The organism is Falsiroseomonas sp. RANM36, assembly GCF_056682175.1.
Genome location: NZ_JBWXTD010000005.1, coordinates 260760 through 284971, shown reverse-complemented (window position 1 = coordinate 284971; position 24212 = coordinate 260760). Strand labels below are relative to the sequence as shown.

The following is a 24212-nucleotide window of genomic DNA, read 5'->3' as shown; positions in this document are numbered from 1 at the left end:
CCCCGCCACCGGGGGCGGCGCCGGAACGGCGGGCGGCGCGCCCGGCGGGGCGGGTTCGGCGGCGCTGTCGGCCGCGTCGCCGGCACCGTTCTCCGAAGCCGCCCAGATCAGCGCGACGGGCTGCTCCACCGGCACCGTCAGGGGGCGCGAGGCGGTCCACAGCAGCCCCGCCAGCACGGCGGCGTGCAGCAGCAGGGAGACGGCGAAGGCGGCGGCCTCGCGGCCCGTCCCGGCCCGCGCCCGCGCCCGCGGCCCGTTCACAGCACCAGCACGCCCTTGTGCTTGGCCTTGCCCTCGGGCTCGACATGGATGGTGATGACGGCGGTGCCGAGTTCCGCCTTCAGCGCCGCCTCGACGCGGTCGCAGATGTCATGCGCGTCCGTCACGGTCATCGCCGCCGGCACCACGAGGTGGAATTCCACGAAGGTGAAGCGGCCGGAATGGCGGGTGCGCATGTCATGCGCCTCGATCGCCCCATCCGCGTTCTGCGCGACGAGAGCGCGGATGCGCGCCAGCGTGTCGGACGGCACCGCCTCGTCCATCAGCCCGCCGACCGATTCGCGCATCAGCCGCGTGCCGGACCAGAGGATGTTGAGCGCGGTCAGCGCCGCCAGCAGCGGATCGAGCCAGAGGATGCCGGTCAGCGCCACAAGCGCCACGCCGACCAGCACGCCGACCGAGGTCACCACATCGGCCAGCAGGTGCCGCGCATCGGCCAGCAGCGCCGGCGAGCGCCCGGCGCGACCACGGCGGAACAGCACCGCGGCCCAGGCGGCGTTGACGCCGGTTGCCACCGCCGAGACGACCAGGCCGAGCGGGGCCTGGTCCAGCGGGCGCGGTGCCTGCCAGGCCGCCCAGGCCTCGTGCAGGATCAGCAGCGCGGCGACGATGATCAGCGCGCCTTCCAGCACGGCGGAAAAATACTCGGCCTTGGCATGGCCGTAGGGATGGTTGGCGTCCGGCGGCAGCGCCGAGAATCGGATCGCCACCAGCGCCGCGACGGCGGCCGCGACATTCACCACCGATTCGAGCGCATCGGCGAAGAGCGCGACGGAGCCCGTCACCCACCAGGCGCCGGCCTTGAGGGCAAGCACGGCCAGCGCCACCGCGACGGAGGCGGCAGCGACATGCTCGATGCGGGAAAGCGGCGAGTGCGTGCGCACGTGACATCCGGCGAGGTGACATCCCACCCATGCCCCTACTGCTCGGGCTGGGGCAATCCCGGATGACTCGGTATTGCCGCACGAAATCAGATACCGCGGGCCGCTTGCACAGATGCACAACTCTAGCCTCGCAACAGTTTGCGAGTTGCGATAGCCTTCGCACCAAGAGGTTGGAGGACGAGGGCGATGGACGTGACCGTCGCGCTGAACGGAGTAAACGCCGCTCAAGATGCGGCTACCCTCCTGGACTGGCTTCGGCAAGCCCGACTTCGTGAGGTGGATCGCGTGGAGCAGGGTCGGCGACCACCTGCGCCCGGCGAGCAAGGCCCCGAACTGCTCCCATTTCTGACCGTTGTCCTGGCCGGGCCAGCCGTAGTCGAACTTGTGCGCTGCATTCATACCTGGATCCAGGCAACTAGGCCTTCGGCCACCGTGACCGTGAAGACGGGCGCGCGCACAGTGACAATAGAGGCGAAGAACCACAACTCGCTGGCGGACTTGGTGGAACAAGCGCGTCGGCTGGCGGACGGATGAGCGAACCCTACCCTGCGGAGCTCTCTTTCAGGGCCCAATCACGTGTCCTTCTGATCGGCACGACGCGCTGCGCCAGGGATGAGGCCTACCTACCGCCCCTGCCGCAAGTGAAGGAAAATATCCTTCGGCTTGAACGGTTGCTGAAAGATCCGGATGTCGTCGGCCTGCCTGCCACTTCAGTGACGACCTTGCTGGACGCGCAGGAGGCCAATCATGTCACCGAGGCGGTCGCTGCTGCATCCGAGGCGGCGACCGACACTCTCATTGTGTATTACGCTGGGCACGGGCTTTATGGTGACGCGGAGGTGCCGCTCTATCTCGCCGCAGCGAACACGACGGACGATCGCAAGGCCTTCAATGCAGTGCCCATTACGCTGGTACGTAGAGCGATGCGCAATTCCCGAGCGAACAAGCGCGTGCTGATTCTGGATTGCTGCTACAGTGGCCGCGCGTTCGAGGGAATGATGGGCGGAGATGGCGCAAAAGCGGCTGCTGAGCCATCGATCGACTTAGAAGGAACATACGGGATCGCGGCAGCGCCGGGCGATGCGCGGGCCTACGCCCCTCCACAGGAAGCACTTACGCGCTTCACCGGTGCTCTTGTCGACGTGCTGGAGGGCGGGTTCGAAGGGTCGTCTTTGGTGCTTACCCTGGACGAGGTATTCAGCGAGGTAGAGTCTCGTATCCGCCGACTTGCCGACGCGCCCCTACCGCGCCGCGTCAACCTCCAAAATGGCGGAGGCTTTCGCTTTGCCTACAACCGACGCCGTCGACTAGCTGACATTCAGCGAATCGAGGCTGGTCTCGAGTCGCTTCGTGAGGTGCTTGGCGAGATACAGAAGCGCCAACGCTCAACGGAGGCACAAATCGTTGTGCTGACGAGACAGACGGAGGCTACTAAAAACACTGTTCTCGGCCCCCAGCAAGAGAATATCCGCCATTTCGGGGAGCGTCTGGCGGCTCTTGAGCAGCAACAACAACGCTCAGACATTGGTATGCAAGCCGTTCTTATCGGACCCAGAATGGCTTATACAGCCGCTTCGGCACTATTCCTAGTGAGCGGGACATCTCTTTATATTAGAGAAACAACCAGCTCTTTTGACCTCAATAAACTTAGTGCGGTATCATTTGATACAAGCAATCTTGTCGCAGCTTTTTTTCTCGTAGTTTTGCTAGTCTTACTTATATTTGGAGAACGCTCTAAAAACGGGAATGTAACTATTCTTCATTTTTTTCACCTCACCAGGGCCTCAGCGTGGGGTTGCTCGGCTATCCTATTGATAACGACATTACAGCGATTTATAAAAACTCCCATCTGGTAGAAGATTATAATTAGCCCGGCGACCAAAATATTTGCGCTTTTCCATCAGGAGTGCGGCTTATAAGCCAGATCATCTGCCCGGAAGAAAAGCTGACCCGATATACCTCGGCTGGACCCATCGGCGTTTGCTCAATGCCCATGAAGGTTATGTTTGACACGGATCCTAAGCTGCTCAAGTGTTGCGCCATGCGTGGCATCTGCTGGTCGCACTGTGCCTTCAACAAAGGGCTCATCAACTCTGCCGGACACTGACCGCGCGCCGTGGCGAACAATGCTCGCCTGAGTAAGTCTGCATTTTGACCAGAGCCCTGAGCCAAAGCTGGCATGGCGCAGGTTAGCGCAGAGACCAATGCCGCGCCCGTCAAGCCCATGCTGCTCAAAGCTTGCATCTGAACCCTCCTGTCCCGTCGTCCGCGCACCTTGGAAGTTTAACGTTTCGAAACCTTCAGGCGCAAGCCCGTTAACGGACGCCGGATCAAACCGAGAAATACTTCGCCCTCGGGTGGTGCAGCACGATCGCGCTGGTGGATTGCTCCGGGTGAAGTTGCCACTCGTCGCTGATCTCGACGCCGATGCGCTCAGCGCCGAGCAGCTTCAGCAGCGGCACCTGGTCCTCCAGCCGCGGGCAGGCGGGGTAGCCGAAGGAATAGCGGCCGCCGCGATAGCCCTGGCTCAGCATCTTCTCGATGTCGCGCTCGTCCTCGCCCGAAAAACCCCATTCGGCGCGGATGCGCTTGTGGACGTATTCCGCCATCGCCTCCGCCATCTCCACCGACAGGCCGTGCAGGTAGAGGTAGTCCTGGTAGCGATTGTCCTCGAACCAGTCGCGCGCCATGTCGGACGCCTTCTGGCCGACGGTGACGACCTGCAAGCCGATCACATCGCGCCCGTCCTCGATGTCGGTGACGAAGTCGGCGATGCACTCGCCGTCCTCCTTCGGCTGCCGCGGCAGGGTGAAGCGGCAGGCCTCCGTCACGCCGTCCTCCTCGAACAGCACCAGGTCGTTGCCCTGGCCGGCGCATTTCCAGTAGCCGTAGATCGCCTGCGGCTTGAGGATTTTCTGTTCGTCCGCCAGGGAGAGCATGCGCTTCAGCACCGGGCGCAGCTCCTGCTTGGCCCAGCCCAGGAAGTCGTCGAGGCTGCGGCCGGCTTTGCGAAAACCCCACTGGAATTGATACAGGCTGCGCTCGTTGATGAAGGGCACCAGCGCCTTGGGTGCGGCCTCCATCACGCGCGCGCCCCAGAAGGGCGGCGTCGGCGCGCTGCTCTCCGCGCTCACGCGGCGCCGGCGCGCCTGGGCGTAGTTGACGTCCACCGGCGCGAAGCCGCGCGGATCGGCCTGGCCGAGCACGCGCTTCTCGTTCTTCGCCTTGCCCTTCCGCTTCGCCTGCAGCGCCGCGAGGTAGTCGTCGAAGCCGTTGCCCATCACCTTGTCCATCAGGTGCAGGCCGTCGAAGGCGTCCCGCGCATAGGCCACGCGCCCGCAGGCATAGGCCTTCACGCAATCCTCCTCGACATAGTTGCGCGTCAGCGCCGCGCCGCCGAGCAGCACCGGCAGCTCGACGCCCTGGCGCGACATCTCCTCCAGGTTCTCGCGCATCACCACGGTGGACTTCACGAGCAGGCCGGACATCCCGATGGCATGCGCCTTGTGCTCCCTCGCGGCGGTGACGATGTCGGCCAGCGGCACCTTGATGCCGAGATTGACCACCTTGTAGCCGTTGTTGGTCAGGATGATGTCCACCAGGTTCTTGCCGATGTCGTGGACATCGCCCTTCACCGTGCCGAGCACGATGATGCCCTTCTCCTGCCCCTCGACGCGCTCCATGTGCGGCTCGAGATAGGCCACCGCCGCCTTCATCGTCTCCGCGCTCTGGAGCACGAAGGGCAGCTGCATCTTTCCCGCGCCGAACAGGTCGCCGACCACCTTCATGCCGTCGAGCAGGATGTCGTTGATGATGGAGAGCGGCGCGATGCCCTTGGCCAGCGCATCCGCCAGCTCGTCGTCGAGGCCCTTGCGGTCGCCATCGACGATGCGGTCCTTGAGGCGTTCCTCCACCGTCTCGGCGCGCTTCTTGGCACCGGCATCGGCGGCCTTCCGGCCGGCGAACATCTCCAGCACCTTCTGCAGCGGGTCGTAGCCATCGCTGCGCCGGTCGTAGATCAGGTCCTCCATGACCCGCACCTCCTCGGGCGGGATCTGGTGCAGCGGCTTGATCTTGGAGACATGCACGATCGCGCCGGTCATGCCGGCCTTCACGGCGTGGTCGAGGAAAACGCTGTTCAGCACGTGCCGCGCGGCGGGGTTCAGGCCGAAGCTGATGTTCGACAGCCCCAGGATGATCTGGATCTCCGGGAATTTCTCGCGGATCGCCCGGATGCCCTCCAGCGTCCACAGCCCGAGCTTGCGGTCGTCCTCGTTGCCGGTCGCGATGGTGAAGGTCAGCGGGTCGATCATCAGGTCCGACTGTGGCAGGCCGTGGCGGTTGCAGGCGAAGTCCACCAGGCGCTCCGCGATGCGCAGCTTGTCCTCGGCGGTCTTCGCCATGCCGACCTCGTCGATGGTCAGCGCGATCACCGCGGCGCCGAACTTCTTGGCGAGGACCATGCGGTCATGCGCCGCCTTCTCGCCTTCCTCGAAGTTGATCGAGTTGATGATCGCCTTGCCGCCATGCAGCTTCAGCGCCGCCTCGATCACCGGCGTCTCGGTGCTGTCGATGACGAGGGGAGAATTCACGCTGCTGGTGAACCGCCGCACCACCTCGTTCATCTCCGCCATCTCGTCGCGGCCGACGAAGGCGGTGCAGATGTCGAGGCTGTTGCTGCCCTCCGCCACCTGCTCGCGCCCGATCGCCAGGCACCCGTCCCAGTCGTGCTGCGCCTGCCGCTCGCGCCAGGCCTTCGACCCGTTGGCGTTGCAGCGCTCGCCGATCGAGAAGTAGCTGTTCTCCTGCCGCAGCGCCGTCGCGGTGTAGAGCGACGCGACGGACGGGATCCAGACCGGCTTGCGCGCGACGGGCGCCGGCCGCGCCGCGCCGCCAGCCAGCTTGCGCAGCAGCGCGTCGAGGGCTGCGATATGGGTGTCGTTGGTGCCGCAGCAGCCGCCGATCAGGTTGAGCCCGTCCTCGGTGACGAAGCGCTCCATCCAGGTGGCGAGCTCCGCCGGGCCGAGCGGATAGTGCGTCTTGCCGTCCACCAGCTCCGGCAGGCCCGCATTGGGCTGCACGCTGATCAGGCCGGGCCAGTTCCGCGACAGCCAGCGCACATGCTCGGCCATCTCCTGCGGGCCCGTCGCGCAGTTCAGCCCGAGCAGCGGCACGTCCAGCGCATGCACCACCGCGGCGGCCGCCGAGATGTCGGGGCCGACGAGCAGCGTGCCGGTCGTCTCCACCGTGACCTGCACGAAGATCGGGATGTCCGACTTCGCTTCCGCGCGCGCGATCTTCGCGGCGTTGACGGCCGCCTTGATGTAGAGCGTGTCCTGGTTGGTCTCGGTCAGCAGCGCGTCGGCGCCGCCCGCGATCAGGCCGCGGCACTGCACCACAAGCGCGGCTTCCAGCGCGTCGTAGCCGATATTGCCGAGCGTCGGCAGCTTGGTGCCCGGCCCGATGTCGCCGATCACCCAGCGATGGCGGCCATCGGCGAAGTCCGCCGCCGCCTCGCGCGCGATCTCGACGGCGAGCTTGTTGATCTCGAACGCCTTCTCCTCCAGCTCGAACTCGCCGAGCGTGACGGGCGAACCGCCGAAGGTGTTGGTCAGCACCATGTCGGCGCCGGCGGCGAAGTAGCTGTGATGGATCTCGCGTACGATGTCGGGGCGCGAGAGGTTCAGCACCTCCGTGCAGTTCTCCTTGCCCCAGAAGTCGCGCTCGATGTCGAGCGTCATGCCCTGGATGCGCGCGCCGAAGCCGCCGTCGCAGAGCAGCACGCGGTCACGCAGGGCGTCGAGAAGATGGGGGCGGGACATGCGGGGAGACCTCAGCGGGCGAGAGCGGAGAGGGAAGCGGGCTGGCGCTGGGCGGGCCAGACGCGGACGGTGAGCGGGCCGGGGATGCTGGTGGCCTGCGCCAGGCTGCAGCCGGCGGCGCCGAGCCAGCCGGCAAGCTGCGCGTCGTCGAAGCCGGGCCAGCGATGCGCATGCTTCTCAAGCAGCGCGGCCTGGTCGTGCGGGGCAAGGTCGGCGATCAGCAGCTTCCCGCCCGGGCGCAGCACGCGCGCGGCCTCGGCGAGCGCGGCGGCCGGGTCCTCGGCATAGTGCAGCACCATCTGCATCGCGACGGCGTCGAAGGACGCATCGGCGAAGGGCAGGCGATACATGTCCGCCTGGCGCACCGTGGCGCGATCGGCGAGGCCGCGCTCCGCGAGACGCGCGCGCGCGAGCGCCAGCATGTCGCGGCTCATGTCCACGCCGAGCGCGCGTTCCACGCGCGGCGCCACCAACTCCAGCAGGCGGCCGGTGCCGGTGCCGATGTCGAGCAGCGCCTCCATACGGGCGGGGAGCGACTCGAGCAGCGCCTGCTCGATGGCGGCGGCCGGCAGGCCGAGGGCGCGCATCTCGTCCCAGTCCATGCCGTCGCGGCGGAAGGCGTCGGAGGCGCTGCGCGCCCGCTCCGCCGCCAGCCGCGCCGCCACGCGCCGGTCGGCGGCCAGCCGCACATCCTCCTCCGGCAGGCGGGCCAGGATCATCCGCGCCAGCTCGGCGCTGGCCGGCATCTGGAAATAGGCGTTCGACCCCTCCGGCACGCGCTCCAGCAGGCCGGCATCCGCCAGCAGCTTGAGATGGCGCGACAGCCGCGGCTGCGACTGGCCGAGCACGGCGCAGAGATCCGTGACGCAGAGCGGCTGGCGGGCGCAGAGGGCGAGCAGGCGGAGCCGCGTCGGCTCGGCCGCGGCGCGGAGCTGCGTAAGGAGGTCGTCCATGCGCTTGCAAATGGCATAAAGATATCCTTATGTCCAGCACATGACGTGGTCACTCGACGCCCGTATCCCGATCGTGACCGTGGCTGACCCGGCGGCCCTGGCCGCTGCGCTGGCCGCGGGAAAGCCCGCCGCCGTGCTGGCCTCTGCGCCGCACCCCGCCCTGCCCGCCGGCGCCGTCGCCGCCGCGAGCTTCGAGACCTCCGCCCCGTCCCATCCGCTCGCCTGCGCCTGCTGTTCCGGCCGAAGCGCCGCCGCCGCCGCGCTCGACGGCCTGTTCCAGGCCCGGGTCCGGGGCCGATGCGGCTGGTTCGACCGCGTCCTGGTACTGGCCGGCACCGAGGCGGCGCGGGCCGAGATCGCCGCGGCGCTGCGCGACGATGCGGTGACCGCGGCCAGATTCCGCGCAGCCACCTGACCCTCCCGCTGGGAGAGGTCGCCATGGCGCGCGATGCGGAGCAGGATCGGCTCGGAGGATATCCCCATGCGCATGTTGCCGATCGCGTTGGCGCTTCACCTCATGACGGTCGCCGCCCAGGCACAGCCCTTCGGCGACCCCGCGGCAGGACGGCGCTTGGCGGAAGCGCGGTGCGGGTCCTGTCACGCGATCGGGCCGGCCGGAACGGGTCGCAGCGTTCCAGGCGTGCCCGCCTTCGCCGATGTGGCGGCGATGCCCTCCACCACCCAGCTCGCGCTGCAGGCCTTCCTGCGGCAGCCGCACCCGCCGATGCCCGACATCGTGCTGAGCCCGGCCGAGCTGGACGACGTGATCGCCTACATCCTCTCGCTGCGGGGCGCGCCCCGGCGTTGAGGCTCACCCCGGGCCGAAGGTCGCCTCCGCCCCGCCCAGCGCGCCGAGGCTCGCGCGCAGCAGGCCCGCGGGCTCGATCGGTGGCGTGAGCCCGGCCACGACCAGCAAGGCGCCCGCCGGCAGCCCGCCCATGCGCCGCGCCGCCGCCGCGGCCTCCGCGAAGGCGGCGACAAGATCGGTCTCGATGCCGCGCGCCCGGCTGCCCTTCGGCGCGAGGGCGACGCGCAGCAGGCCCGGCTCCAGCGCCTTCGCCCGTCCCGCCACGACAAGGCCGAGCCGCGCCAGGTCGGCGGCCAGCAGAAGCGGATCCTCCGGCAGCGCGGTGAAGCGGCTCGCCGCGATGTCGATCGCCGGATGCAGCCGCGCGAAGACGGGCGGCGTCGCCGCCCCTTCCTCCAGCGGCTCCGCCAGCATGCCGATCACGGCCGCGGTGACCTGCGGATGGCGCAGCGTCGCGGGCGCGACCTCGGCGCCGGAACGCAGCAGCCGCCCCTCGATCATCGGCCCGGCCAGCGAATCGCCGCCCGGCCTGCGCAGCAGGCGCAGGCCGCAGGGCGCGATCTCCAGCGCCTCCAGCACGGCGGCGGCCGTCTCCTCGGCCTCCGCCATGTCGCGCGGCGCGATGTCCTCCGGCAGCGGCGCCAGCGGGCAGCCGGTCTCCACTGCCTCGGCCAGCCAGCGCGCCGCCTCCGCCGCGCGGTCCACCTCCGCCGCCGCCATCAGTTCAGCGGCGGCAGTTCGGGCTCTTCCATCTCCTGGAAGCCGCCTTCGGGCACGCGCGTCAGGTCCTGCGTCTCGCCCGTCGGCACCTGGTCGTAGAGGTAGCTCGGCAGCCAGGTGGCGATCCCGGGGAAGATGTAGAGCAGCGTCATCGCCAGGATGACGATGCCCACGAAGGGCAGGCAGCCGGCGAAGATCTGCGTCAGCTTCACCTTCGGCGGCGCCACGCCCTTCAGATAGTAGGCGGCCATGGCGACCGGCGGCGTCATGAAGCTGGTCTGCAGGTTCAGCGCCACCAGCACGCCGAAGAAGATCGGGTCCACCCCGAAGGTGTCGAGCAGCGGCAGGAAAATCGGCACGAAGATCAGCACGATCTCCGACCATTCCAGCGGCCAGCCCAGCAGGAAGATGATCAGCTGCGTCACGATCAGGAAGGTGACCGTGTTGAGGTTCAGCTGCTCGACGAAGATCTCCTCGATCACGTGATGGCCGCCGAGATAGCCGAAGACCGAGGTGAAGATGTAGGCGCCGACGAAGAGCCAGCAGACCATCGCAGTCGTGCGCGCGGTGAGGAACACGCTCTCCTTCAGCCGCTCCCAGGTCAGCGCGCGGTAGAGCATGGCGAGCAGGATGGCGCCGAGCGCGCCCATCGCCGCCGCTTCCGACGGCGTGGCGAGGCCGAGCAGGATCGCGCCGAGCACCGCGCCGATCAGCACGGCGAGCGGAATGAAGGAGGTGACGAGCGCGAGGATCACCGTCCCCACCGGCACGTTGCGCTCCTCCGGCGGCAGCTTCGGCGCCATGCCCGGCCGCAGCGTCGCCAGGATCACGACATAGAGGATGTAGAGCAGCGCCAGCCCGACGCCGGGGAAGAAGGCCGCGGCATAGAGCCGCGCCACCGATTCGCCCGCCGTCGCGCCATAGAGGATCAGCATGATCGAGGGCGGGATCAGGATGCCGAGGCAGCCGCCCGCGCAGGTCACGCCGGCGGCGAGCCGCGTATCGTAGCCGGCGCGCAGCATCGCCGGGAAGGCGAGCAGCCCCATCAGCGTGACCACCGCGCCGACGATGCCCGTGGCGGTGGCGAACATCGCGCAGGTGGCCAGCGTCGCGATCGCCAGCGCGCCCGGCAGCCCGCCCGAGGCCAGCTGCAGCGAGCGGAACAGGCGGTCGAGGATGTTCGCCCGCTCGATCACATAGCCCATGAAGACGAAGAGCGGCACGGAGATCAGCACGTCGTTCGCCATCACCGCATAGGTGCGCTGCACCAGCAGGTCGAAGACGCGCTCGCCGAGGCTGAGATAGCCGAAGCCGATGCCCATCGCCATCAGCGTGAAGGCGACGGGAAAGCCCAGCAGCACCACGAAGATGAAGCTGCCGAGCATCACCATCCCGAGGACGGGATCGCTCATGGCGCGGCGCCCTTGTTCTTCGCGGCGGCGAGCTCGAGGACGATCTCCTCCATCTCGCGCACGTCATGCGCCTTGGGCGGGAAGTCGCCTTCCTTGAAGCAGACGAAGCAGCGCGCGATCTCGGCCAGCCCCTGGATCAGCACGAGCGTCGCGGCGGCGGGAATGACGAACTTGAAGGGCCAGATGTAGGGGCCGTTCGGGCTGACCGAGGAGGCCTCGTTCTGGTGGTAGGACTGCAGGAAGAAGTCCCAGCCATAGACGATCATCCCGATCATCGCGGGCAGGAAGAAGACGAGATAGAGCGTGAGATCGAGCGCCGCCTGCTGCCGCGGCCGAAGCAGCCGATAGGCGAAGTCGGCACGCACATGCCCGTTGCGGCACAGCGTGTAGGCGCCGGCCATCATGAACAGCGTCCCGTAGAGCATGTAGGAGACGTCGAAGGCCCAGGTGGTCGGGGCGCGGAACAGGTAGCGCGCGAAGACCTCGTAGCAGATGGCGAAGGTCAACGCGAGGATGCACCACGCGAACAGCTTGCCGACGAAGCTGCTCAGCTTGTCGATGCCCGTCAGCACGGGCTGCAACCCGCCTGGCGGATAGATCTGGCCGGTCATGCAGAGGTGTTCCGGGAGTGACGGGGCCTGTCATGCAGAAGCCCGCCCGGCGAACCGGGCGGGCCTTTAGCAACGCGATGCCGGCGGCGCGTCAGCCGCGGGCGAAGAAGTGGTTGAAGGCCAGCGCCGGGCTCGCCTGGTAGCGCAGGTAGAAGGCGCTGACGCGGCGGCACCAGTCGCGCTGGCTGTCGGTCACCTTCTTGAAGAAGGGATCGCTCTCCAGGTTGCGGATCACGCCGTCCCAGGCCTGCAGCTGCGCCTCCAGGACGGGGCGCGGCGTGATGGCAACCGTCACGCCCTGGCGGGATGCCATCTCCTGCAGGTCGTTCGGGTAGCGGAGCTGCTGCTTCCAGGACATGTCGGCCGAGGCGGCCTCGGCGGAATGGCGGATCACCGCCTTCAGCTCGGCCGGAAGGGCGTCGTATTTCGCCTTGTTGAACAGGACCTCGAAGGTCTCGGTGTTCTGGTGATAGGACTGCAGCATGTAGTTCTTCGCCACGTCCGGGAAGCCGAGCACGCGGTCCGAGGACGGGTTGTTGAACTCCGCGCCGTCGATCACGCCGCGCTCCAGCGCGGGCACGATCTCGCCGCCCGGAAGCGCCGTGACGGCCGCGCCCATGCTGTTGAACAGGTCCGTCGCCAGGCCCACCGTGCGGTAGCGCATGCCGCGCATCTGCTCGGCCGAGGTGATGCGGTTCTTGAACCAGCCGAGCGGCTGGGTCGGCATCGGCCCGGTCTGGAAGCCGACCACGTTCACCCGCAGGATCTGGCTGATGAGCTCGTTGTACAGCGCCTCGCCCCCGCCATAGTAGAACCAGGCGAGGTAGGAGTTGGCGTCGTAGAACCAGGCCGGCGGCGTGCCGAACAGGCTGAAGGCCTTGTTCTTGCCGAACCAGTAGGCCGAGACGCCGTGGCCGCCATCGAGCGTGCCGGCGCCGACCGCGTCGATCAGCTGGAAGGCGCCGACCACGGCGCCGGCGGGCAGCAGCTCCATCCGCAGCCGGCCGCCGGCCATGGCGTTCACGCGGGTGACGAAGTCGCCGGCGAATTCATGGAAGATGTCGCGCGCGGGCCAGGTGGACTGGAAGCGCCAGGTGACCGTCTGCGCCCGGCTGACATTCGGCGTGGCCAGCACCGCGGCGCCGGCCGTGCCGACAGCGGCTGCCTTGAGAAGGCCGCGGCGGCCGGGCGAATTTGTGGTGTCGGTCATGCGAGTCCTCCCAGCAGCCGCCCGCTTTGGCGCGGTGCGGCGGGTTGATGAGGCGCCTCCTTAACTGAACGAAGCACCGCCGCGCAATGCCCGCGTTGACGGATCCGTGATCGACCGCACCCCGCCTACTTCGTGACGAAGGCCTTTTCCACGACGTAGCTGCCGGGGTTGCTGTTCGACCCCTCGACGAAGCCCCGCGCCTCCAGCAGGGCCCGGACATCGGCGTTCATCGCCTCCGACCCGCAGAGCATGGCCCGGTCGCGCTCGGGCGAGAGCGGCGGCAGGCCGAAGCGGCCGGTCAGGCTGCCGCTCTCGATCATGGTCGTGATGCGCTCGGTCGTGGCGAAGGGTTCGCGCGTCACGCTCGGCAGGTAGGCGAGCTTCCCGGCCACCATCTCGCCGAGCAGCTCGTGCTCCGGCAGGTCCTTCGAGATCAGCTCGCGATAGGCCAGCTCGGCGACCTGCCGGACGGTGTGCACCAGCACGATCCGGTCGAAGCGGTCATAGGTCTCGGGCTCCCGGATCAGGCTCATGAAGGGGGCGAGGCCAGTGCCGGTCGCGAACAGCCACAGCACCCCGCCGGGCAGCAGGTTCTCGTTCACCAGCGTCCCGGTTGCCTTCTTCCCGATCAGCACCCCGTCGCCCGGGCGGATATGCTGCAGGCGCGAGGTCAGCGGCCCGTGCTGCACCTTGATGGAGAGGAACTCCAGGTGCTCCTCCCAGGGCGGGGAGACCATGGAATAGGCGCGGACCAGCGGCTTGCCCTCCACCACCAGCCCGATCATCGCGAACTGGCCGGCGCCGAAGCGGAAGGACGTGTCGCGCGTGCAGGTGAAGGAGAACAGCCGGTCGGTCCAGTGATGCACCGTCAGCACCCGCTCCATGAAGAAGCCGGGGGGAGCCGGGGGCAGCGCGGCGGGCGCGGTGATGTCGGGGGCGGAGGTGCTCATGGGTCTCCTAGATGCCTGCGGCGGGCGCATGCTGCAACGCGGAAGGAAGGCGCGCCTTGCGATGGCGCAACTCGCGCGGCGGGCGCATCCTGCCCCGCCCGAGATACCAACGGAACGCCGCGATGCCCGAGCCACCCATCGGCCCCGAGGTGGACGCCACCCCGCGCCCCCTCCCCGCCCGCATTCCGCATCGCGGCGCGGCGGTCGCGCTGGAGCCGCTGGCGGTGCGCCATGCGGAAGATCTCTGGCATGCCGCGCAATCGGACATGGCGGGCCATTCCTGGGCCTATATGGGCTACGGCCCCTTCGCCGATGCCGCCGCGATGCGCCGCCACGTCGCCGCCTTCGCCACCACCCACGATCCCATGGCCTGGGCCGTCCGCCCGCTGCGCTCGGGCCGGGTGGAGGGCTGGCTGACCCTGATGGAGATCCAGCCCGCCCATGCCGCGATCGAGCTCGGCAACATCTGGTTCTCGCCCCGCATGCAGCGGACCCGCGCGGCGACCGAGGCGATGTTCCTGCTGATGCGCCATGCGATGGACGACCTCGGCTACCGGCGGCTGGTCTGGAAGTGCAACGCGCTCAACGCCCCCTCCCGCGCCGCCGCCGACCGGCTCGGCTTCGTCTTCGAGGGCGAGCACCGCGCGCATCTGGTGGTGAAGGGCCGGCGGCGCGACACCGCCTGGTATTCGATCCTGGCGGAGGAATGGCCGGCGCGGCGGGATGCCATCGCCGCCTGGCTCGACGACGCCAACTGGGACCATCGGGACGCGCCGCGCAGCAGCCTCTCGGCCGCGACGTCCCGGCTCGCCGGTTAGGCGGCCGGCGTCCGGCATTGTCTTCGCGCCGCAGTTGCCGCAGGTTCGACGGCGACGGGAACTGATCGGGGACGGGCCTGCCATGCCGCGCGAGATCGAGGACCGGGTGGGCGCCTTCGTGCCGGGCCGACGCGTGGAACTACCCGGCGCGGCGGAGGGCCCGCTCGCCGGGCTGGACTTCGCGGTGAAGGACCTGTTCGACGTCGCCGGTGCGCCGACCACCTATGGCAACCCGGACTGGGGACGGACCCATCCGCCCGCGGCCGCCACCGCGCCCATCGTGCAATCCCTGCTGCAGGCCGGGGCCAGCCTGCGCGGCAAGACCAAGACGGTCGAGCTCGCCTATGGGCTGACGGGCGAGAATGTCTGGCACGGCACGCCGATCAACCCGGCGGCGCCGGACCGCTTCCCCGGCGGGTCCTCCTGCGGCTCGGCCGCGGCGGTCGCGGCGGGGCTGGTGGATTTCGCGCTGGGCTCGGACACCGGGGGGTCGGTGCGCATCCCGGCCTCCTATTGCGGCATCTTCGGCATCCGTCCCTCCTGGGGGGTCATCAGCCTGGCTGGCGCCTGCCCGCTCGGCCCCTCCTTCGACACGCCGGGCTGGTTCGCGGCGAACGCCTCCGTGCTGCGCCGGGTGGGCGAGGTGCTGCTGCCCTCGGGCGGCGATGCGCCGCTCGGCCCGCTGCTGAAGGTGCAGGAGGCCTGGATCAACGCCGTCCCGGCCACGGCGGCGGCGCTGGCCGGCGCGCTGGGCGCGGCGGAGCGCGTGCTCGGCCCCGCCATGGGGATCCACCTGGTGCCGGAGACGCTGGACCAGCTCTATGAGAATTTCCGCGTCGTGCAGGCCGAGGAGGCCTGGGCGAGCCTCGGCGCCTGGATCGAGGCGACGAGCCCGAAATTCGGCCCCGGCGTCGGCGAGCGCTTCGCCGCGGCCAAGGCCGTGAAGCCGGAAGCGGCCGCAGCGGGCCGCGTGCTGCGCGATTCGGTGCGCCGGCGCGTGCGGGCGCTGCTCGCGGGCGGCGCGGTGCTGGCCTATCCGACCTCGCCGATTCCTCCGCCGCGCCTCGATTCGCCGATGGAGATGCAGCAGGCGGTCCGCGAACGCACCATGGGCGTCACCGCCATCGCCGGCCTCGCGGGCCTCTGCGAGGTCAGCCTGCCGGCCGCGAAGGTGGAGGGCGCGCCGGTCGGCCTCTCGCTCGTCGCCGCCCCCGGTCGCGACCGCGCGCTGCTGGCCCTGGCCGAGCAGGTGGCCGAGGCGCTGGGCCTGCCGGCCTGATCGCCTTCGACCCCGCGCTTGCCGCCGCGCGCGACCGGACGTAAGCGCCTGCCCCATGCAGATCCGCGACGCCACCGACGCCGACGTGCCGGCGATCACCGCGATCTTCGCGCACCATGTGCGGCACGGCGCCGGCACCTTCGAGGAAGTGCCGCCCGATGCGGCGCAGATGGCCGAACGGCTCGCGCGCATCCGCGATCATGGCTGGGCCTGGCTGGTGGCCGAGGCGCCGGACGGCACGCTGCTCGGCTACGCCCATTACGAACAGTTCCGCGACCGCTCCGCCTATCGGCACTGCGCCGAGAACGCGATCTATGTGCGCGACGACGTGCGCGGCCAGGGTGTGGGCAAGGCGCTGGTCCAGGCGCTGCTCGACCGCGCCGAGGAAGCGGGCTTCCGCCAGATGCTGGCGCTGATCGGGGATTCCGAGAATGTCGGCTCGATCGGCCTGCATGTCTCGCTCGGCTTCCGCCAGGCGGGCATCGTGAAGTCGGTCGGGCTGAAGTTCGGCCGCTGGGTGGATCTCGTCGTCATGCAGAAGCCGCTCGGCGAGGGAGACCGCAGCCTGCCGGGCTGAGACGCGCTACCGCAGGGCGGTGGCGAGCAGCATCAGCGCCCAGAGCACGACCGCCAGAAGGCCCACCCGCTCGGCATGCCAAAGCAGCCGGCGGCGCAGCGTCTCCTTCAGGCGGCGCTGGACATCGGCGCGCGGCACGCCCCAGGCCGCCTCCGGCACCAGGTCGTTCAGCATCATCCAGGCTTCGCTGTGGCGGATGTCCCGGTTCGGGGCGCGCCAGGCCAGCACCATCAGCGTCACCGCCACCAGCGCGGCCAGGTCAGCGCCGCTGCGGAAGGCCAGCGGCAGGTCGAAGGACAGCGAGAGCATCACCATCCCGACCCCGAGCCCGGCGAAGCCGAGCGCGCGGCGGATGCTGCGGTCCGTGACGAGTTCCAGCGGATCCATCATGCGGATCGTCTCCCGGCCAGGGGCTGCAGCATGGCCATGCGGCGGCAGCCGGTTCAACCTGGATTTCGCGGTGCATCGGCACGCCGGCGGCGGCCCCCTTCGGGCGGATTGCTCACGCTTCGACCAGGCTTGCCTGCAAGGCCCGCAGCGTGATGCCCGAGAGATGCCGTTCCATCGCCCGCTCCGCCTCGTCGAGGACCCCGCGCAGCAGGCCTGGCACCGCCTTGCCGAGCGGATCGCCGCCGGCGGGCCCGGCATGGGTCGGCAGCAAGGGCAGGTCGGGCCGGCGCATCGCCCGCCAGACATCGGCAAGGGTGATCTCGTCCGGTGGGCGCGCCAGTTCGGCCCCGCCTTGCCCCCGCCGTACCCGAATGAGGCCCGCGCGCGCGAGCTGCCCGGCGAGTCGCCGGATCACCACGGGATTGGTGCCCACGCTGCCGGCGATCCGTCCGCTCGTCGCCTGGCCGCCCGGCACGGCGGCGAGCAGCAGCAGGATGTGGACGGCGACAGCGAAGCGCGTGGCGACCATGGCATGAGCATCACGCACCATGCCGGCCGCGGTTCCTTCCGCTCGCCCGAGGCTTGACCGCCGCGCGAACGGAGCGCGAACATGCGCCCATGACGCTCGCCTTCGCGCCGCCGCCGGCGGCCCGCACCCTGGCCGTCTGCCGCGCCGCCGCGCGCTTCTGCGCCCGGCTCGGCTGGGCGCCGGTGACGGAGATGCCGCTGCCCAACGGCCGCCGCGCCGACATCCTGGCGCTGCTTCCCGATGGCGGCTTCGCGGTGATCGAGGTGAAGTCCTGCGCCCGCGATTTTCTTTCGGATCAGAAGTGGCCGGAGTACCGTGGATTCTGCGACCGGCTGTATTTCGCCGTGGACCTGGATTTCCCGCGCGAGCTGATCCCGGACGAGGTCGGGCTGCTGGTGGCCGATGGGCCGGACGCGGAACTGCTCCGCGACGCGCCGGACCACCGGCTGGCTGGGGCGCGCCGCAAGGCGCTGCTGCACCGCTACGCGGTGGTCGCGGCGGGTCGGCTCGCGGCGATGCAGGACCCGGTGGGCTTCGCCGAGCTGCGCGCGGCGCTGCGGGTGGAATGACCGCCGGGCGCCGACCACCCGGCCGCCTCGTCATGCGGAGCCGGTCGGTCGCCGAGGCGCCCGGCGCAAGAGAGTTGCCGGGCCTTATGGTGCCCGCCTAACCTTCCGCACGAACCAACCAGGCGAGGCGATGCCGTTGAACGCGGTCCAGCACCCGCCGCAGCGCCCGCGCCGGCATGGCGCGCCCGGTCCCGTCGCCGATCTCGATCAGTGGCGCGAAGCGGCGCGGCCCTTCTTCGACATCAGACCCTTGACGGAGCCGGCGGCGTTCGCGGGACAGGCAGGCTTCCAGCGCGTCGGCAGCCTCACCCTGTCGCAGGTGACGTTCTCGCCGCAGCGCATGGAGCACGACCCCGCTCGCCTCGCGGGCTTCAACAACGACTACCTGCTGTTCGAGCGCTACCATTCGGGCGAGGGCCGCGGCCTGGCGGCGGAGGCGACGACGCGGATCGGGCCCGGCACGCTGCACCTGGTGGACATGTCGCGCCGCTACGTGACGATGACCACGCAGGTGGCGGCGGAGGGCGTGCTCATCCCGCACGAGGCCGTCGGCTACGACCCCTCCCGGGACCCTCCCTATCTGTCGCTGCCGGCATCCTCGGCGCAGGGACGCCTTCTCGTCCTCGCGCTCGAGGCGTTGCGCGGGGCGGAGGCGAGTTGTCCCGATGCCGCCCAGGATCTCGCAGCGGCGCTATGCGATCTCCTCGGCCACCTGCTCGCAACCACCTCCGAGGGGGATGGCGAAGCGGGCGCGCGCGGCGCCGTCACCGTGATGCTGGCCGACGACGCGGCGGTGAAGCGGCTCAACGGCCAGCACCGCGCCAAGGCCAAGCCGACCAACGTGCTGTCCTTCCCGGCCGGCGCCCCCGGCTATCTCGGGGATGTCGCGTTGGCGCTCGGCGTGGTCCGGCGGGAGGCGAGGCAGGCCGGGCGGCAGCCGGCGGACCATCTGGCCCATCTCGTCGCCCATGGCGCGCTGCACCTCGTGGGGCACGACCATCTGGACGCCGGCGAGGCGCGCCGGATGGAGCGCGCCGAGGCGCGGGTGATGCGCCGCCTCGGCCGGCCGAATCCCTGGAAGGAAGGCGCCGCGCCGCTGCGCGCGGGCAACGTCCGATGAGCGGCAACGGCAACGGGAGCGGCCCCAACGGGCATGCCGAGCGCGAGCGGCGCAACAGCTTCTTCTGGCGGCTGCAGGGCCTGCTGCGCAAGCGCGAGGCCGAAAGCGTGCGCGACCGCTTCGAGGAACTGCTGGAGGAACCGCGGCGCCGCGCCGACGAGGAGCGCCGCGACGCGGAGGAGACGGGCCTCGACCCGCATGAGCGCATCCTGCTCGGCAACGTGCTGCGGCTGCGCGACAAGACCGCCTATGACGTGATGGTGCCGCGGGCCGACATCCTGGCCATGCCGGAGGACCTGACGCTCGAGCAGGCGATCCGCCTGATCCAGAAGGAAGGCCACAGCCGTTTCCCGGTCTATCGCGGCAACCTCGACGAGATCGTGGGCATGGTCCACATCAAGGACGTGTTCGCCGCCGTCGGGCGCGATCCCTCCACCTTCTCGCTGAAGAGCATCCTGCGCCGGCCGCTGCTGGTGGTGCCGCAGATCCCGGTGCTGGACCTGCTGCTGCAGATGCGCGCGCAGCGCATCCACATGGCGCTGGTGGTGGACGAGTACGGCGGGATAGACGGCCTGGTCACCATCGAGGACCTGGTCGAGACCATCGTCGGCGACATCAGCGACGAGCATGACGAGGTGGCGACGCCGACCATCGTGGAGCGCCCCGACGGCACGCTGGAGCTGGACGCGCGCACCACGATTGAGGCCTTCGAGCAGCGCATGGGCTCGATCCTGACCGAGGAGGAGCGCGCGGCGGACATCGACACCGTGGGCGGCCTGGTCTTCACCCTGGCCGGCCGCGTGCCGGCGCGGGGCGAGTTGATCAGCCATGAGTCAGGGCTGGAATTCCGCGTGCTGGAAGCCGATCCGCGCCGCATCCGGCGGCTGCGCGTGCGCCGTCCGGGCGTGCTGGGGGAGGCGCCGCGCCAGGCGGCGGAATAGGCGGGCGGCGCGCGGCGTCAGCGCGCCGGCGGCGCCAGCACCTTGTCGCGGTAGTTGCAGCGCGCCACCGCCGGGCAGCGCCAGCATTCCGGCATCCGCGCCTTGCACACATAGCGCCCGTGCAGGATCAGCCAGTGATGCGCATCGCGCAGCAACTCCGGCGGGCACTTGCGGACCAGCGCCTCTTCCACCGCAAGCGGGGTCTTGCCGGGCGCGAGGCCGGTGCGGTTGCCGAGGCGGAAGATGTGGGTGTCCACCGCCATCGTCTCCTGCCCGAAGGCGACATTCAGCACGACATTCGCGGTCTTGCGCCCGACGCCCGGCAGCGCCTCCAGCGCGGCGCGGTCGGCCGGCACCTGCCCGCCATGCTGCTCCACCAGCATGCGCGACAGGGCGGCGACGTTGCGGGCCTTGCCCTGCCAGAGCCCGATCCGGCGGATGAAGGGGCCGATCCCGGCCTCCCCCAGCGCGGCCATGGCGGCGGGGGTGGGTGCCGCCTCGAACAGGGCGGGGGTGCACTTGTTCACCGCCGCATCCGTGGTCTGGGCCGAGAGCACCACCGCGACCAGCAGGGTGAAGGGATCGCGATAGAGCAGCTCGGTCTCGGGCGCCGGGTTGGCGACCGCAAGCGCGCGCAGGAAGTCGCCGGCCTGCGCCGCGTTCATGGCGCGGGCGCGGCGCGGGGCCTGGGCGCTGCCGTGCAGCGGTGATGCGGGCTTGGGTCTGGCGCGGGGCATGGCGTCGGTGCAGAGCTACCGTAGAGTGTGACGCGATGTCAGGGGTTGGGAAGGTGGTGCTGTTCGAGGCGGTGACCCGGCCGCCGGGCGGTCTTTCGGCGCGGGGCATGCGCTGGCTCTGCGGCCTGGCGGCCGCGGTGGCGATGGTGCCGGCGGTGGTGTTCGCGGTGCTCGGGGCCTGGCCGGTGCTCGGCTTCCTGGGCGGCGAGCTGGTTCTCGTGCTCGGGCTGGTGGCGCTGCACCGGCGCTGGAGCCGCGCGGCGCAGGAGATCATCCTGCTGACCGCGGAGGGGCTGCTGGTGCGGCGCGAGGACGGCCGGGGCGGGCGCGAGGAGGTGCGGCTCGATCCCTATTGGGCGCAGGTGGAGCTGGAGGAGCGGCCCGGCGCCGGGCCGGTGCTGCGGGCGCGCGCACGCGGCCGCAGCGTCGAGATCGGTCGCTTCCTGGCGCCGGCGGCGAAGCAGGATCTGGCGGCGGCGTTGACCGGTGCGTTGCGCGGCTATCGCTCGCCGCGCTTCGACAACCCGCAGTTGCGCGACTGAGCGGGAAATTGGGTCGCCTGTCGGCCTGGCGCGCTACTCGGTCGGCGCGAGGCTCTTGATCAGGTCGAAGACGCGCTTGCGCACGGAGGGATCGGTGATGCGGTAGTAGGCGCGCACCAGTTCCAGCGTCTCGCGCCGGTGCAGCGTGTCGTCCTCGAAGCCGTCCTGCGTCTCCTGGAAGCCGGTGAAGCGGCGGTTCTTGTCGCCGCCCATCTCGGGCGGCATGTCATCGAAGAAGAAGCCGATCGGCACGTCCAGCACGCGGGAGAGGTCGAACAGCCGGCTCGCGCCGATGCGGTTCACGCCGCGCTCATACTTCTGCACCTGCTGGAAGGTCAGCCCGAGTGCCTCGCCCAGCTTTTCCTGGCTCATCCCGAGCAAGGTCCGCCGCAGGCGCACACGGCTGCCGACATGCACGTCAATGGGGCTCGGCCGGTGCTCACGCTCCGCCCGCTCCACGACGTCGTCACCCGACATGGCCACGTCTCCGAAACTCATCGACCCATCACCCCATCTGGCCGTGGGTTGACCATCCTGGCCTGGGCTGCGGCGAAGCTGCCGTGCAGTGCTTCGACACCATCCGCCCTTGCACAGAGGGGGTAGGCCATCCGTCATGCTTTGTCAACTGTTTTGAGAAATCTCAATTTGTGGTCGCAACCCCTGGATGCAAGTTGTCGTCACGACGACTCATCGCCGCGTGACGTGTTTCTCAAAGATCGTGCCATAGCCTGCAAATATACAGAAAATGCCAAGCAGTGCCAGCGGAATGGCGAGTCCGCCGCGCGCGAAGGGGGTCGGCGCGGCACTTCGTGGCAGAGGCGCAACGACCACGCCGGTTTCGGCCAGCCCCATCCTTGCAACCGTCCGGCCCCGCGCATCGAGCACCGCCGAGATGCCGGTCTGCGCCGCGCGCACCAGCGGCAGCCCTTCCTCCACCGCGCGCATCCGTGCCGCGGCCAGGTGCTGCCAGGGACCGGCGGAGATCCCGAACCAGGCGTCGTTGGTGATGTTCACCAGGAAGCCGGGGCGCTCCGCCCCGGTCACCGCGCCCGGAAAGATCACCTCGTAGCAGATCAGCCCGGTGAAGCTCGGCAGGCCGGGCAGACGGACCGCGCGCAGCCCGCCGCCCGAGGCGAAGTCGGCCACGCCCTGCACCAGGCGCACCGGCACCAGGCCGCGCAGCGGCATGTATTCGCCGAAGGGCACGAGATGGGTCTTGTCCACCACCTCCAGCACGCGGCCATCGCGATCGAGCGCCACCATGCTGTTCCAGAGGCGGGTCGGCCGCCCCTCCGCGTCGAAGGCGGCGCGCACGGTGCCGGCCAGCAGCACGCCCTCGGGCGGCAGCGGCTGGGCGGCGAGGCGGGCGGCCTCGGGGTCGTTCGCCAGCAGGAAGGGGCTCGCGGTCTCCGGCCACACAACCAGCACGCGGTTGTCCGGCGCCTCGGCCCGGGCGAGCTCCAGCCCGTCCCGGCTGAGTTCGATGTAGCGGCGGAAGATCGGCCAGCGGGTCTCGGGCCGCCACTTCACCTCCTGGGCCACATTGCCCTGCACCAGCACCAGCGACACCGGGTGAGGGGCGGGCTCGACCGGCCAGAGCCGCACCACGCCGATGGCGGCGAAGCCGGCCAGCAGCCCGGCGACGGCGAGCCAGCCGCGCCGACCGAGCAGCGGCAGCAGCGCAAGCAGCGCGGTGGCCAGGCTCAGCCCATGCACCCCGATCCAGGCCGCCGCCTGGATCGGCAGCGCGCCGAACGCCCAGACGGTGCCGAGCAGGTTCCAGGGGAAGCCGGTGAACAGCACGCCGCGCAGCATCTCGGCCGCGGTCCAGGCCGCCGCGAAGGCGAGGATGCGCCGCCATCCGGGCTTGGCGAGCCGCGCGCCGAGCGCCGGGATGATCGTGAAGGCGCCGAGCGGCAAGGCGAGCGCCGGCACGGCGACCGGCACCAGCCACCAGTAGCGCTCCGCCTCCGTCAGGATGGCGCTGGTCAGCCAGTGCAGCCCGGCGACATGGAAGCCCCAGCCCCAGGCGAGCCCGATCCAGGCGGCACGCCGCCAGCCCGGCGCCTCGGTCGCCATCACGAACAGGCCGGGCAGGGTCAGCAGCAGCACCGGCACCAGATGCACCGGCGGCAGCGCCAGCGCGGTCGCCGCGCCGAGCGCGAAGGCAAGGAACAGCGCGCGCCAGAAGCCAGGCCCCGCCAGGTGCCGCGTCAGCCGCGCGCGGCCGGCGGCGGGCGCGCGCTGCAGCCTGCTCATCCGGCCCTCGCTGGAGGGCGCCGCGATGTCAGGCCGTGCCGGCCTGCTGCACCTGGCCGCGGCGGCTCTGCCACAGGGCGACGAAGTCGATCGGGTTCAGCATCACCGGCGGGAAGCCGCCGTCGCGCGTGACGTCGGCCAGGATGTTGCGCGCAAAGGGGAAGAGCAGGCGCGGGCATTCCACCAGCAGCACCGGCTCCACATGCTCCTGCGGCACGTTCAGGGTGAAGACGCCGCAATAGACCAGCTCCGCGATGAAGCAGGAGGTCTCCTTGATCTTCGCGTCGGCGCGGATCTGCAGCGACACCTCGAATACGTTGGGCTGCTGGCCCGGCACCTGCCGCGCCTGGACGTCGAGCGAGAGGTCCACCCGCGGCTGCTCGCGCAGGCTGAGATAGATCTCCGGCGCGCCCGGCACCTCGAAGGAGAGGTCCTTGGTGTACTGGATGTTCAGCTGCAACGGCGGCGCCGGCTGGCCGTAGGGGATCGGGGAGGACGGGGCGGGCTGGTCCGACATGCTGCTGTTCCGCTGAGGCGACGTGGCGGCGCCCGGCTAGCACGGCCGCGCGCGCCGGGCCAGCGCGCGGCCTTCCGCAGCTTGGCCGCGAGTTGTTCTTGAACCGGGCGGCCGCATTGCGGTTCCATGGCGGCGACCGGTGACCGTGGGAGCCACGCATGCGCCGCAGGACCTTCATTGCCGCGGCAGGCGCCGCGGCCGCCCGCCCCCCCGCCCGCCCGGCCCCGGGGGGGGGGGGGGGGGGGGGGGCGGGGGGGGTGGGGGGGGGGGGGGGCCCCCGCGGGG

The 24212-nt window shown here is 70.1% G+C and carries 25 protein-coding genes and 1 pseudogene; 11 read left to right on the top strand and 15 right to left on the bottom strand.

Going from position 1 to position 24212, the window contains the following annotated elements:
• Together AC1MIR_RS19320 and AC1MIR_RS19315 are read right to left on the bottom strand one after the other, a co-directional pair.
• Positions 1-261, bottom strand: a pseudogene (locus AC1MIR_RS19320) (hypothetical protein); the annotation flags it as partial.
• Positions 258-1163: a cation diffusion facilitator family transporter gene (locus tag AC1MIR_RS19315; RefSeq protein WP_480029816.1), complete on the bottom strand. Its 906-nt coding sequence runs from the start codon at positions 1161-1163 to the stop codon at positions 258-260. The gene AC1MIR_RS19315 and the pseudogene AC1MIR_RS19320, both read right to left, overlap by 4 nt.
• Positions 1164-1349: 186 nt before the next feature.
• On the opposite strand from AC1MIR_RS19315, the gene AC1MIR_RS19310 reads away from it, so the two are divergent.
• Together AC1MIR_RS19310 and AC1MIR_RS19305 are read left to right on the top strand one after the other, a co-directional pair.
• Complete coding sequence (locus AC1MIR_RS19310) at positions 1350-1697, top strand: effector-associated constant component EACC1 (protein WP_480029815.1); 348 nt, start codon at positions 1350-1352, stop codon at positions 1695-1697.
• On the top strand, positions 1694-3019 hold the full coding sequence (locus AC1MIR_RS19305; RefSeq protein ID WP_480029814.1) for a caspase family protein: 1326 nt from the start codon (positions 1694-1696) through the stop codon (positions 3017-3019). Before AC1MIR_RS19310 ends, AC1MIR_RS19305 begins: the two co-directional genes overlap by 4 nt.
• A 474-nt stretch (positions 3020-3493) precedes the next feature.
• On the opposite strand, the gene metH is transcribed toward AC1MIR_RS19305, so the two are convergent.
• Both metH and AC1MIR_RS19295 read right to left on the bottom strand, forming a co-directional pair.
• Entirely contained in the window at positions 3494-6985 is a 3492-nt protein-coding gene (metH, locus tag AC1MIR_RS19300) for a methionine synthase (protein WP_480029813.1), read from the bottom strand.
• Between the two features lie 11 nt (positions 6986-6996).
• Entirely contained in the window at positions 6997-7938 is a 942-nt protein-coding gene (locus AC1MIR_RS19295) for an ArsR/SmtB family transcription factor (RefSeq protein ID WP_480029812.1), read from the bottom strand.
• Positions 7939-8011: 73 nt separating this feature from the next.
• Here AC1MIR_RS19295 and AC1MIR_RS19290 point away from each other — a divergent pair, with 73 nt between their 5' ends.
• Together AC1MIR_RS19290 and AC1MIR_RS19285 are read left to right on the top strand one after the other, a co-directional pair.
• A complete protein-coding gene (locus tag AC1MIR_RS19290) occupies positions 8012-8353 on the top strand; it encodes a hypothetical protein (protein ID WP_480029811.1) in 342 nt (113 codons plus the stop codon).
• A gap of 33 nt (positions 8354-8386) precedes the next feature.
• On the top strand, positions 8387-8746 hold the full coding sequence (locus AC1MIR_RS19285; protein WP_480029810.1) for a c-type cytochrome: 360 nt from the start codon (positions 8387-8389) through the stop codon (positions 8744-8746).
• 3 nt (positions 8747-8749) lie between these two features.
• Here AC1MIR_RS19285 and AC1MIR_RS19280 read toward each other — a convergent pair whose 3' ends face one another.
• The 5 genes from AC1MIR_RS19280 to AC1MIR_RS19260 form a co-directional block, all read right to left on the bottom strand.
• Complete coding sequence (locus AC1MIR_RS19280; RefSeq protein ID WP_480029809.1) at positions 8750-9466, bottom strand: hypothetical protein; 717 nt, start codon at positions 9464-9466, stop codon at positions 8750-8752.
• On the bottom strand, positions 9466-10878 hold the full coding sequence (locus AC1MIR_RS19275) for a TRAP transporter large permease (protein ID WP_480029808.1): 1413 nt from the start codon (positions 10876-10878) through the stop codon (positions 9466-9468). The genes AC1MIR_RS19280 and AC1MIR_RS19275 overlap by 1 nt, the downstream gene beginning before the upstream one ends.
• A complete protein-coding gene (locus tag AC1MIR_RS19270) occupies positions 10875-11489 on the bottom strand; it encodes a TRAP transporter small permease subunit (RefSeq protein ID WP_480029807.1) in 615 nt (204 codons plus the stop codon). Before AC1MIR_RS19270 ends, AC1MIR_RS19275 begins: the two co-directional genes overlap by 4 nt.
• Before the next feature lie 91 nt (positions 11490-11580).
• Positions 11581-12699, bottom strand: a complete 1119-nt coding sequence (locus AC1MIR_RS19265; protein WP_480029806.1) for a TRAP transporter substrate-binding protein — start codon at positions 12697-12699, stop codon at positions 11581-11583.
• A gap of 125 nt (positions 12700-12824) precedes the next feature.
• Positions 12825-13649, bottom strand: a complete 825-nt coding sequence (locus tag AC1MIR_RS19260) for a ferredoxin--NADP reductase (protein ID WP_480029805.1) — start codon at positions 13647-13649, stop codon at positions 12825-12827.
• Between the two features lie 122 nt (positions 13650-13771).
• Between AC1MIR_RS19260 and AC1MIR_RS19255 the strand changes: the two genes are divergently transcribed.
• From AC1MIR_RS19255 to AC1MIR_RS19245, 3 genes are all read left to right on the top strand, one after another.
• On the top strand, positions 13772-14467 hold the full coding sequence (locus AC1MIR_RS19255) for a GNAT family N-acetyltransferase (RefSeq protein WP_480029804.1): 696 nt from the start codon (positions 13772-13774) through the stop codon (positions 14465-14467).
• 82 nt (positions 14468-14549) lie between these two features.
• Positions 14550-15746, top strand: coding sequence for an amidase (locus tag AC1MIR_RS19250; protein ID WP_480029803.1), 1197 nt, complete (start codon positions 14550-14552; stop codon positions 15744-15746).
• Positions 15747-15801: 55 nt separating this feature from the next.
• Entirely contained in the window at positions 15802-16323 is a 522-nt protein-coding gene (locus AC1MIR_RS19245) for an N-acetyltransferase family protein (protein WP_480029802.1), read from the top strand.
• 6 nt (positions 16324-16329) lie between these two features.
• Here AC1MIR_RS19245 and AC1MIR_RS19240 read toward each other — a convergent pair whose 3' ends face one another.
• Both AC1MIR_RS19240 and AC1MIR_RS19235 read right to left on the bottom strand, forming a co-directional pair.
• The gene (locus tag AC1MIR_RS19240) at positions 16330-16713 is read right to left on the bottom strand and encodes a hypothetical protein (RefSeq protein WP_480029801.1); all 384 of its coding nucleotides are present in this window, start codon (positions 16711-16713) and stop codon (positions 16330-16332) included.
• 112 nt (positions 16714-16825) lie between these two features.
• The gene (locus tag AC1MIR_RS19235) at positions 16826-17263 is read right to left on the bottom strand and encodes an Rrf2 family transcriptional regulator (RefSeq protein ID WP_480029800.1); all 438 of its coding nucleotides are present in this window, start codon (positions 17261-17263) and stop codon (positions 16826-16828) included.
• 68 nt (positions 17264-17331) lie between these two features.
• Between AC1MIR_RS19235 and AC1MIR_RS19230 the strand changes: the two genes are divergently transcribed.
• From AC1MIR_RS19230 to AC1MIR_RS19220, 3 genes are all read left to right on the top strand, one after another.
• Positions 17332-17811 carry an MmcB family DNA repair protein gene (locus AC1MIR_RS19230; protein WP_480029799.1) on the top strand — a complete coding sequence of 160 codons (480 nt, stop codon included), beginning with the start codon at positions 17332-17334 and terminating at the stop codon, positions 17809-17811.
• Between the two features lie 136 nt (positions 17812-17947).
• Positions 17948-18931 (top strand): rRNA maturation RNase YbeY, encoded by a 984-nt coding sequence (gene ybeY, locus AC1MIR_RS19225; RefSeq protein ID WP_480029798.1) that lies wholly within the window; start codon positions 17948-17950, stop codon positions 18929-18931.
• Positions 18928-19872, top strand: a complete 945-nt coding sequence (locus AC1MIR_RS19220) for a hemolysin family protein (RefSeq protein ID WP_480029797.1) — start codon at positions 18928-18930, stop codon at positions 19870-19872. The genes ybeY and AC1MIR_RS19220 overlap by 4 nt, the downstream gene beginning before the upstream one ends.
• Before the next feature lie 17 nt (positions 19873-19889).
• On the opposite strand, the gene nth is transcribed toward AC1MIR_RS19220, so the two are convergent.
• Positions 19890-20537, bottom strand: coding sequence for an endonuclease III (gene nth, locus AC1MIR_RS19215; RefSeq protein ID WP_480029796.1), 648 nt, complete (start codon positions 20535-20537; stop codon positions 19890-19892).
• Between the two features lie 107 nt (positions 20538-20644).
• Here nth and AC1MIR_RS19210 point away from each other — a divergent pair, with 107 nt between their 5' ends.
• On the top strand, positions 20645-21151 hold the full coding sequence (locus tag AC1MIR_RS19210; protein WP_480029795.1) for a DUF2244 domain-containing protein: 507 nt from the start codon (positions 20645-20647) through the stop codon (positions 21149-21151).
• A gap of 33 nt (positions 21152-21184) precedes the next feature.
• On the opposite strand, the gene AC1MIR_RS19205 is transcribed toward AC1MIR_RS19210, so the two are convergent.
• The 3 genes from AC1MIR_RS19205 to secB form a co-directional block, all read right to left on the bottom strand.
• Complete coding sequence (locus tag AC1MIR_RS19205; RefSeq protein ID WP_480029794.1) at positions 21185-21628, bottom strand: helix-turn-helix domain-containing protein; 444 nt, start codon at positions 21626-21628, stop codon at positions 21185-21187.
• 210 nt (positions 21629-21838) lie between these two features.
• Complete coding sequence (gene lnt / locus AC1MIR_RS19200; RefSeq protein WP_480029793.1) at positions 21839-23410, bottom strand: apolipoprotein N-acyltransferase; 1572 nt, start codon at positions 23408-23410, stop codon at positions 21839-21841.
• Positions 23411-23438: 28 nt separating this feature from the next.
• Positions 23439-23927 carry a protein-export chaperone SecB gene (gene secB / locus AC1MIR_RS19195; protein ID WP_480029792.1) on the bottom strand — a complete coding sequence of 163 codons (489 nt, stop codon included), beginning with the start codon at positions 23925-23927 and terminating at the stop codon, positions 23439-23441.
• Positions 23928-24212: the final 285 nt, after the last annotated feature.

Bases quoted from the DNA above. Each gene is read 5' to 3' on its own strand.
- AC1MIR_RS19240 (WP_480029801.1), bottom strand. From the start codon at position 16,713: ATGATGGATCCGCTGGAACTCGTCACGGACCGCAGCATCCGCCGCGCG.
- lnt (WP_480029793.1), bottom strand. From the start codon at position 23,410: ATGAGCAGGCTGCAGCGCGCGCCCGCCGCCGGCCGCGCGCGGCTGACG.
- AC1MIR_RS19280 (WP_480029809.1), bottom strand. From the start codon at position 9,466: ATGGCGGCGGCGGAGGTGGACCGCGCGGCGGAGGCGGCGCGCTGGCTG.
- AC1MIR_RS19210 (WP_480029795.1), top strand. From the start codon at position 20,645: ATGTCAGGGGTTGGGAAGGTGGTGCTGTTCGAGGCGGTGACCCGGCCG.
- nth (WP_480029796.1), bottom strand. From the start codon at position 20,537: ATGAACGCGGCGCAGGCCGGCGACTTCCTGCGCGCGCTTGCGGTCGCC.
- AC1MIR_RS19265 (WP_480029806.1), bottom strand. From the start codon at position 12,699: ATGACCGACACCACAAATTCGCCCGGCCGCCGCGGCCTTCTCAAGGCA.
- AC1MIR_RS19250 (WP_480029803.1), top strand. From the start codon at position 14,550: ATGCCGCGCGAGATCGAGGACCGGGTGGGCGCCTTCGTGCCGGGCCGA.
- AC1MIR_RS19255 (WP_480029804.1), top strand. From the start codon at position 13,772: ATGCCCGAGCCACCCATCGGCCCCGAGGTGGACGCCACCCCGCGCCCC.
- AC1MIR_RS19285 (WP_480029810.1), top strand. From the start codon at position 8,387: ATGCGGAGCAGGATCGGCTCGGAGGATATCCCCATGCGCATGTTGCCG.
- AC1MIR_RS19310 (WP_480029815.1), top strand. From the start codon at position 1,350: ATGGACGTGACCGTCGCGCTGAACGGAGTAAACGCCGCTCAAGATGCG.
- AC1MIR_RS19205 (WP_480029794.1), bottom strand. From the start codon at position 21,628: ATGTCGGGTGACGACGTCGTGGAGCGGGCGGAGCGTGAGCACCGGCCG.
- AC1MIR_RS19230 (WP_480029799.1), top strand. From the start codon at position 17,332: ATGACGCTCGCCTTCGCGCCGCCGCCGGCGGCCCGCACCCTGGCCGTC.
- AC1MIR_RS19260 (WP_480029805.1), bottom strand. From the start codon at position 13,649: ATGAGCACCTCCGCCCCCGACATCACCGCGCCCGCCGCGCTGCCCCCG.
- AC1MIR_RS19235 (WP_480029800.1), bottom strand. From the start codon at position 17,263: ATGGTGCGTGATGCTCATGCCATGGTCGCCACGCGCTTCGCTGTCGCC.
- AC1MIR_RS19245 (WP_480029802.1), top strand. From the start codon at position 15,802: ATGCAGATCCGCGACGCCACCGACGCCGACGTGCCGGCGATCACCGCG.
- AC1MIR_RS19270 (WP_480029807.1), bottom strand. From the start codon at position 11,489: ATGACCGGCCAGATCTATCCGCCAGGCGGGTTGCAGCCCGTGCTGACG.
- AC1MIR_RS19295 (WP_480029812.1), bottom strand. From the start codon at position 7,938: ATGGACGACCTCCTTACGCAGCTCCGCGCCGCGGCCGAGCCGACGCGG.
- AC1MIR_RS19305 (WP_480029814.1), top strand. From the start codon at position 1,694: ATGAGCGAACCCTACCCTGCGGAGCTCTCTTTCAGGGCCCAATCACGT.
- metH (WP_480029813.1), bottom strand. From the start codon at position 6,985: ATGTCCCGCCCCCATCTTCTCGACGCCCTGCGTGACCGCGTGCTGCTC.
- AC1MIR_RS19220 (WP_480029797.1), top strand. From the start codon at position 18,928: ATGAGCGGCAACGGCAACGGGAGCGGCCCCAACGGGCATGCCGAGCGC.
- AC1MIR_RS19275 (WP_480029808.1), bottom strand. From the start codon at position 10,878: ATGAGCGATCCCGTCCTCGGGATGGTGATGCTCGGCAGCTTCATCTTC.
- secB (WP_480029792.1), bottom strand. From the start codon at position 23,927: ATGTCGGACCAGCCCGCCCCGTCCTCCCCGATCCCCTACGGCCAGCCG.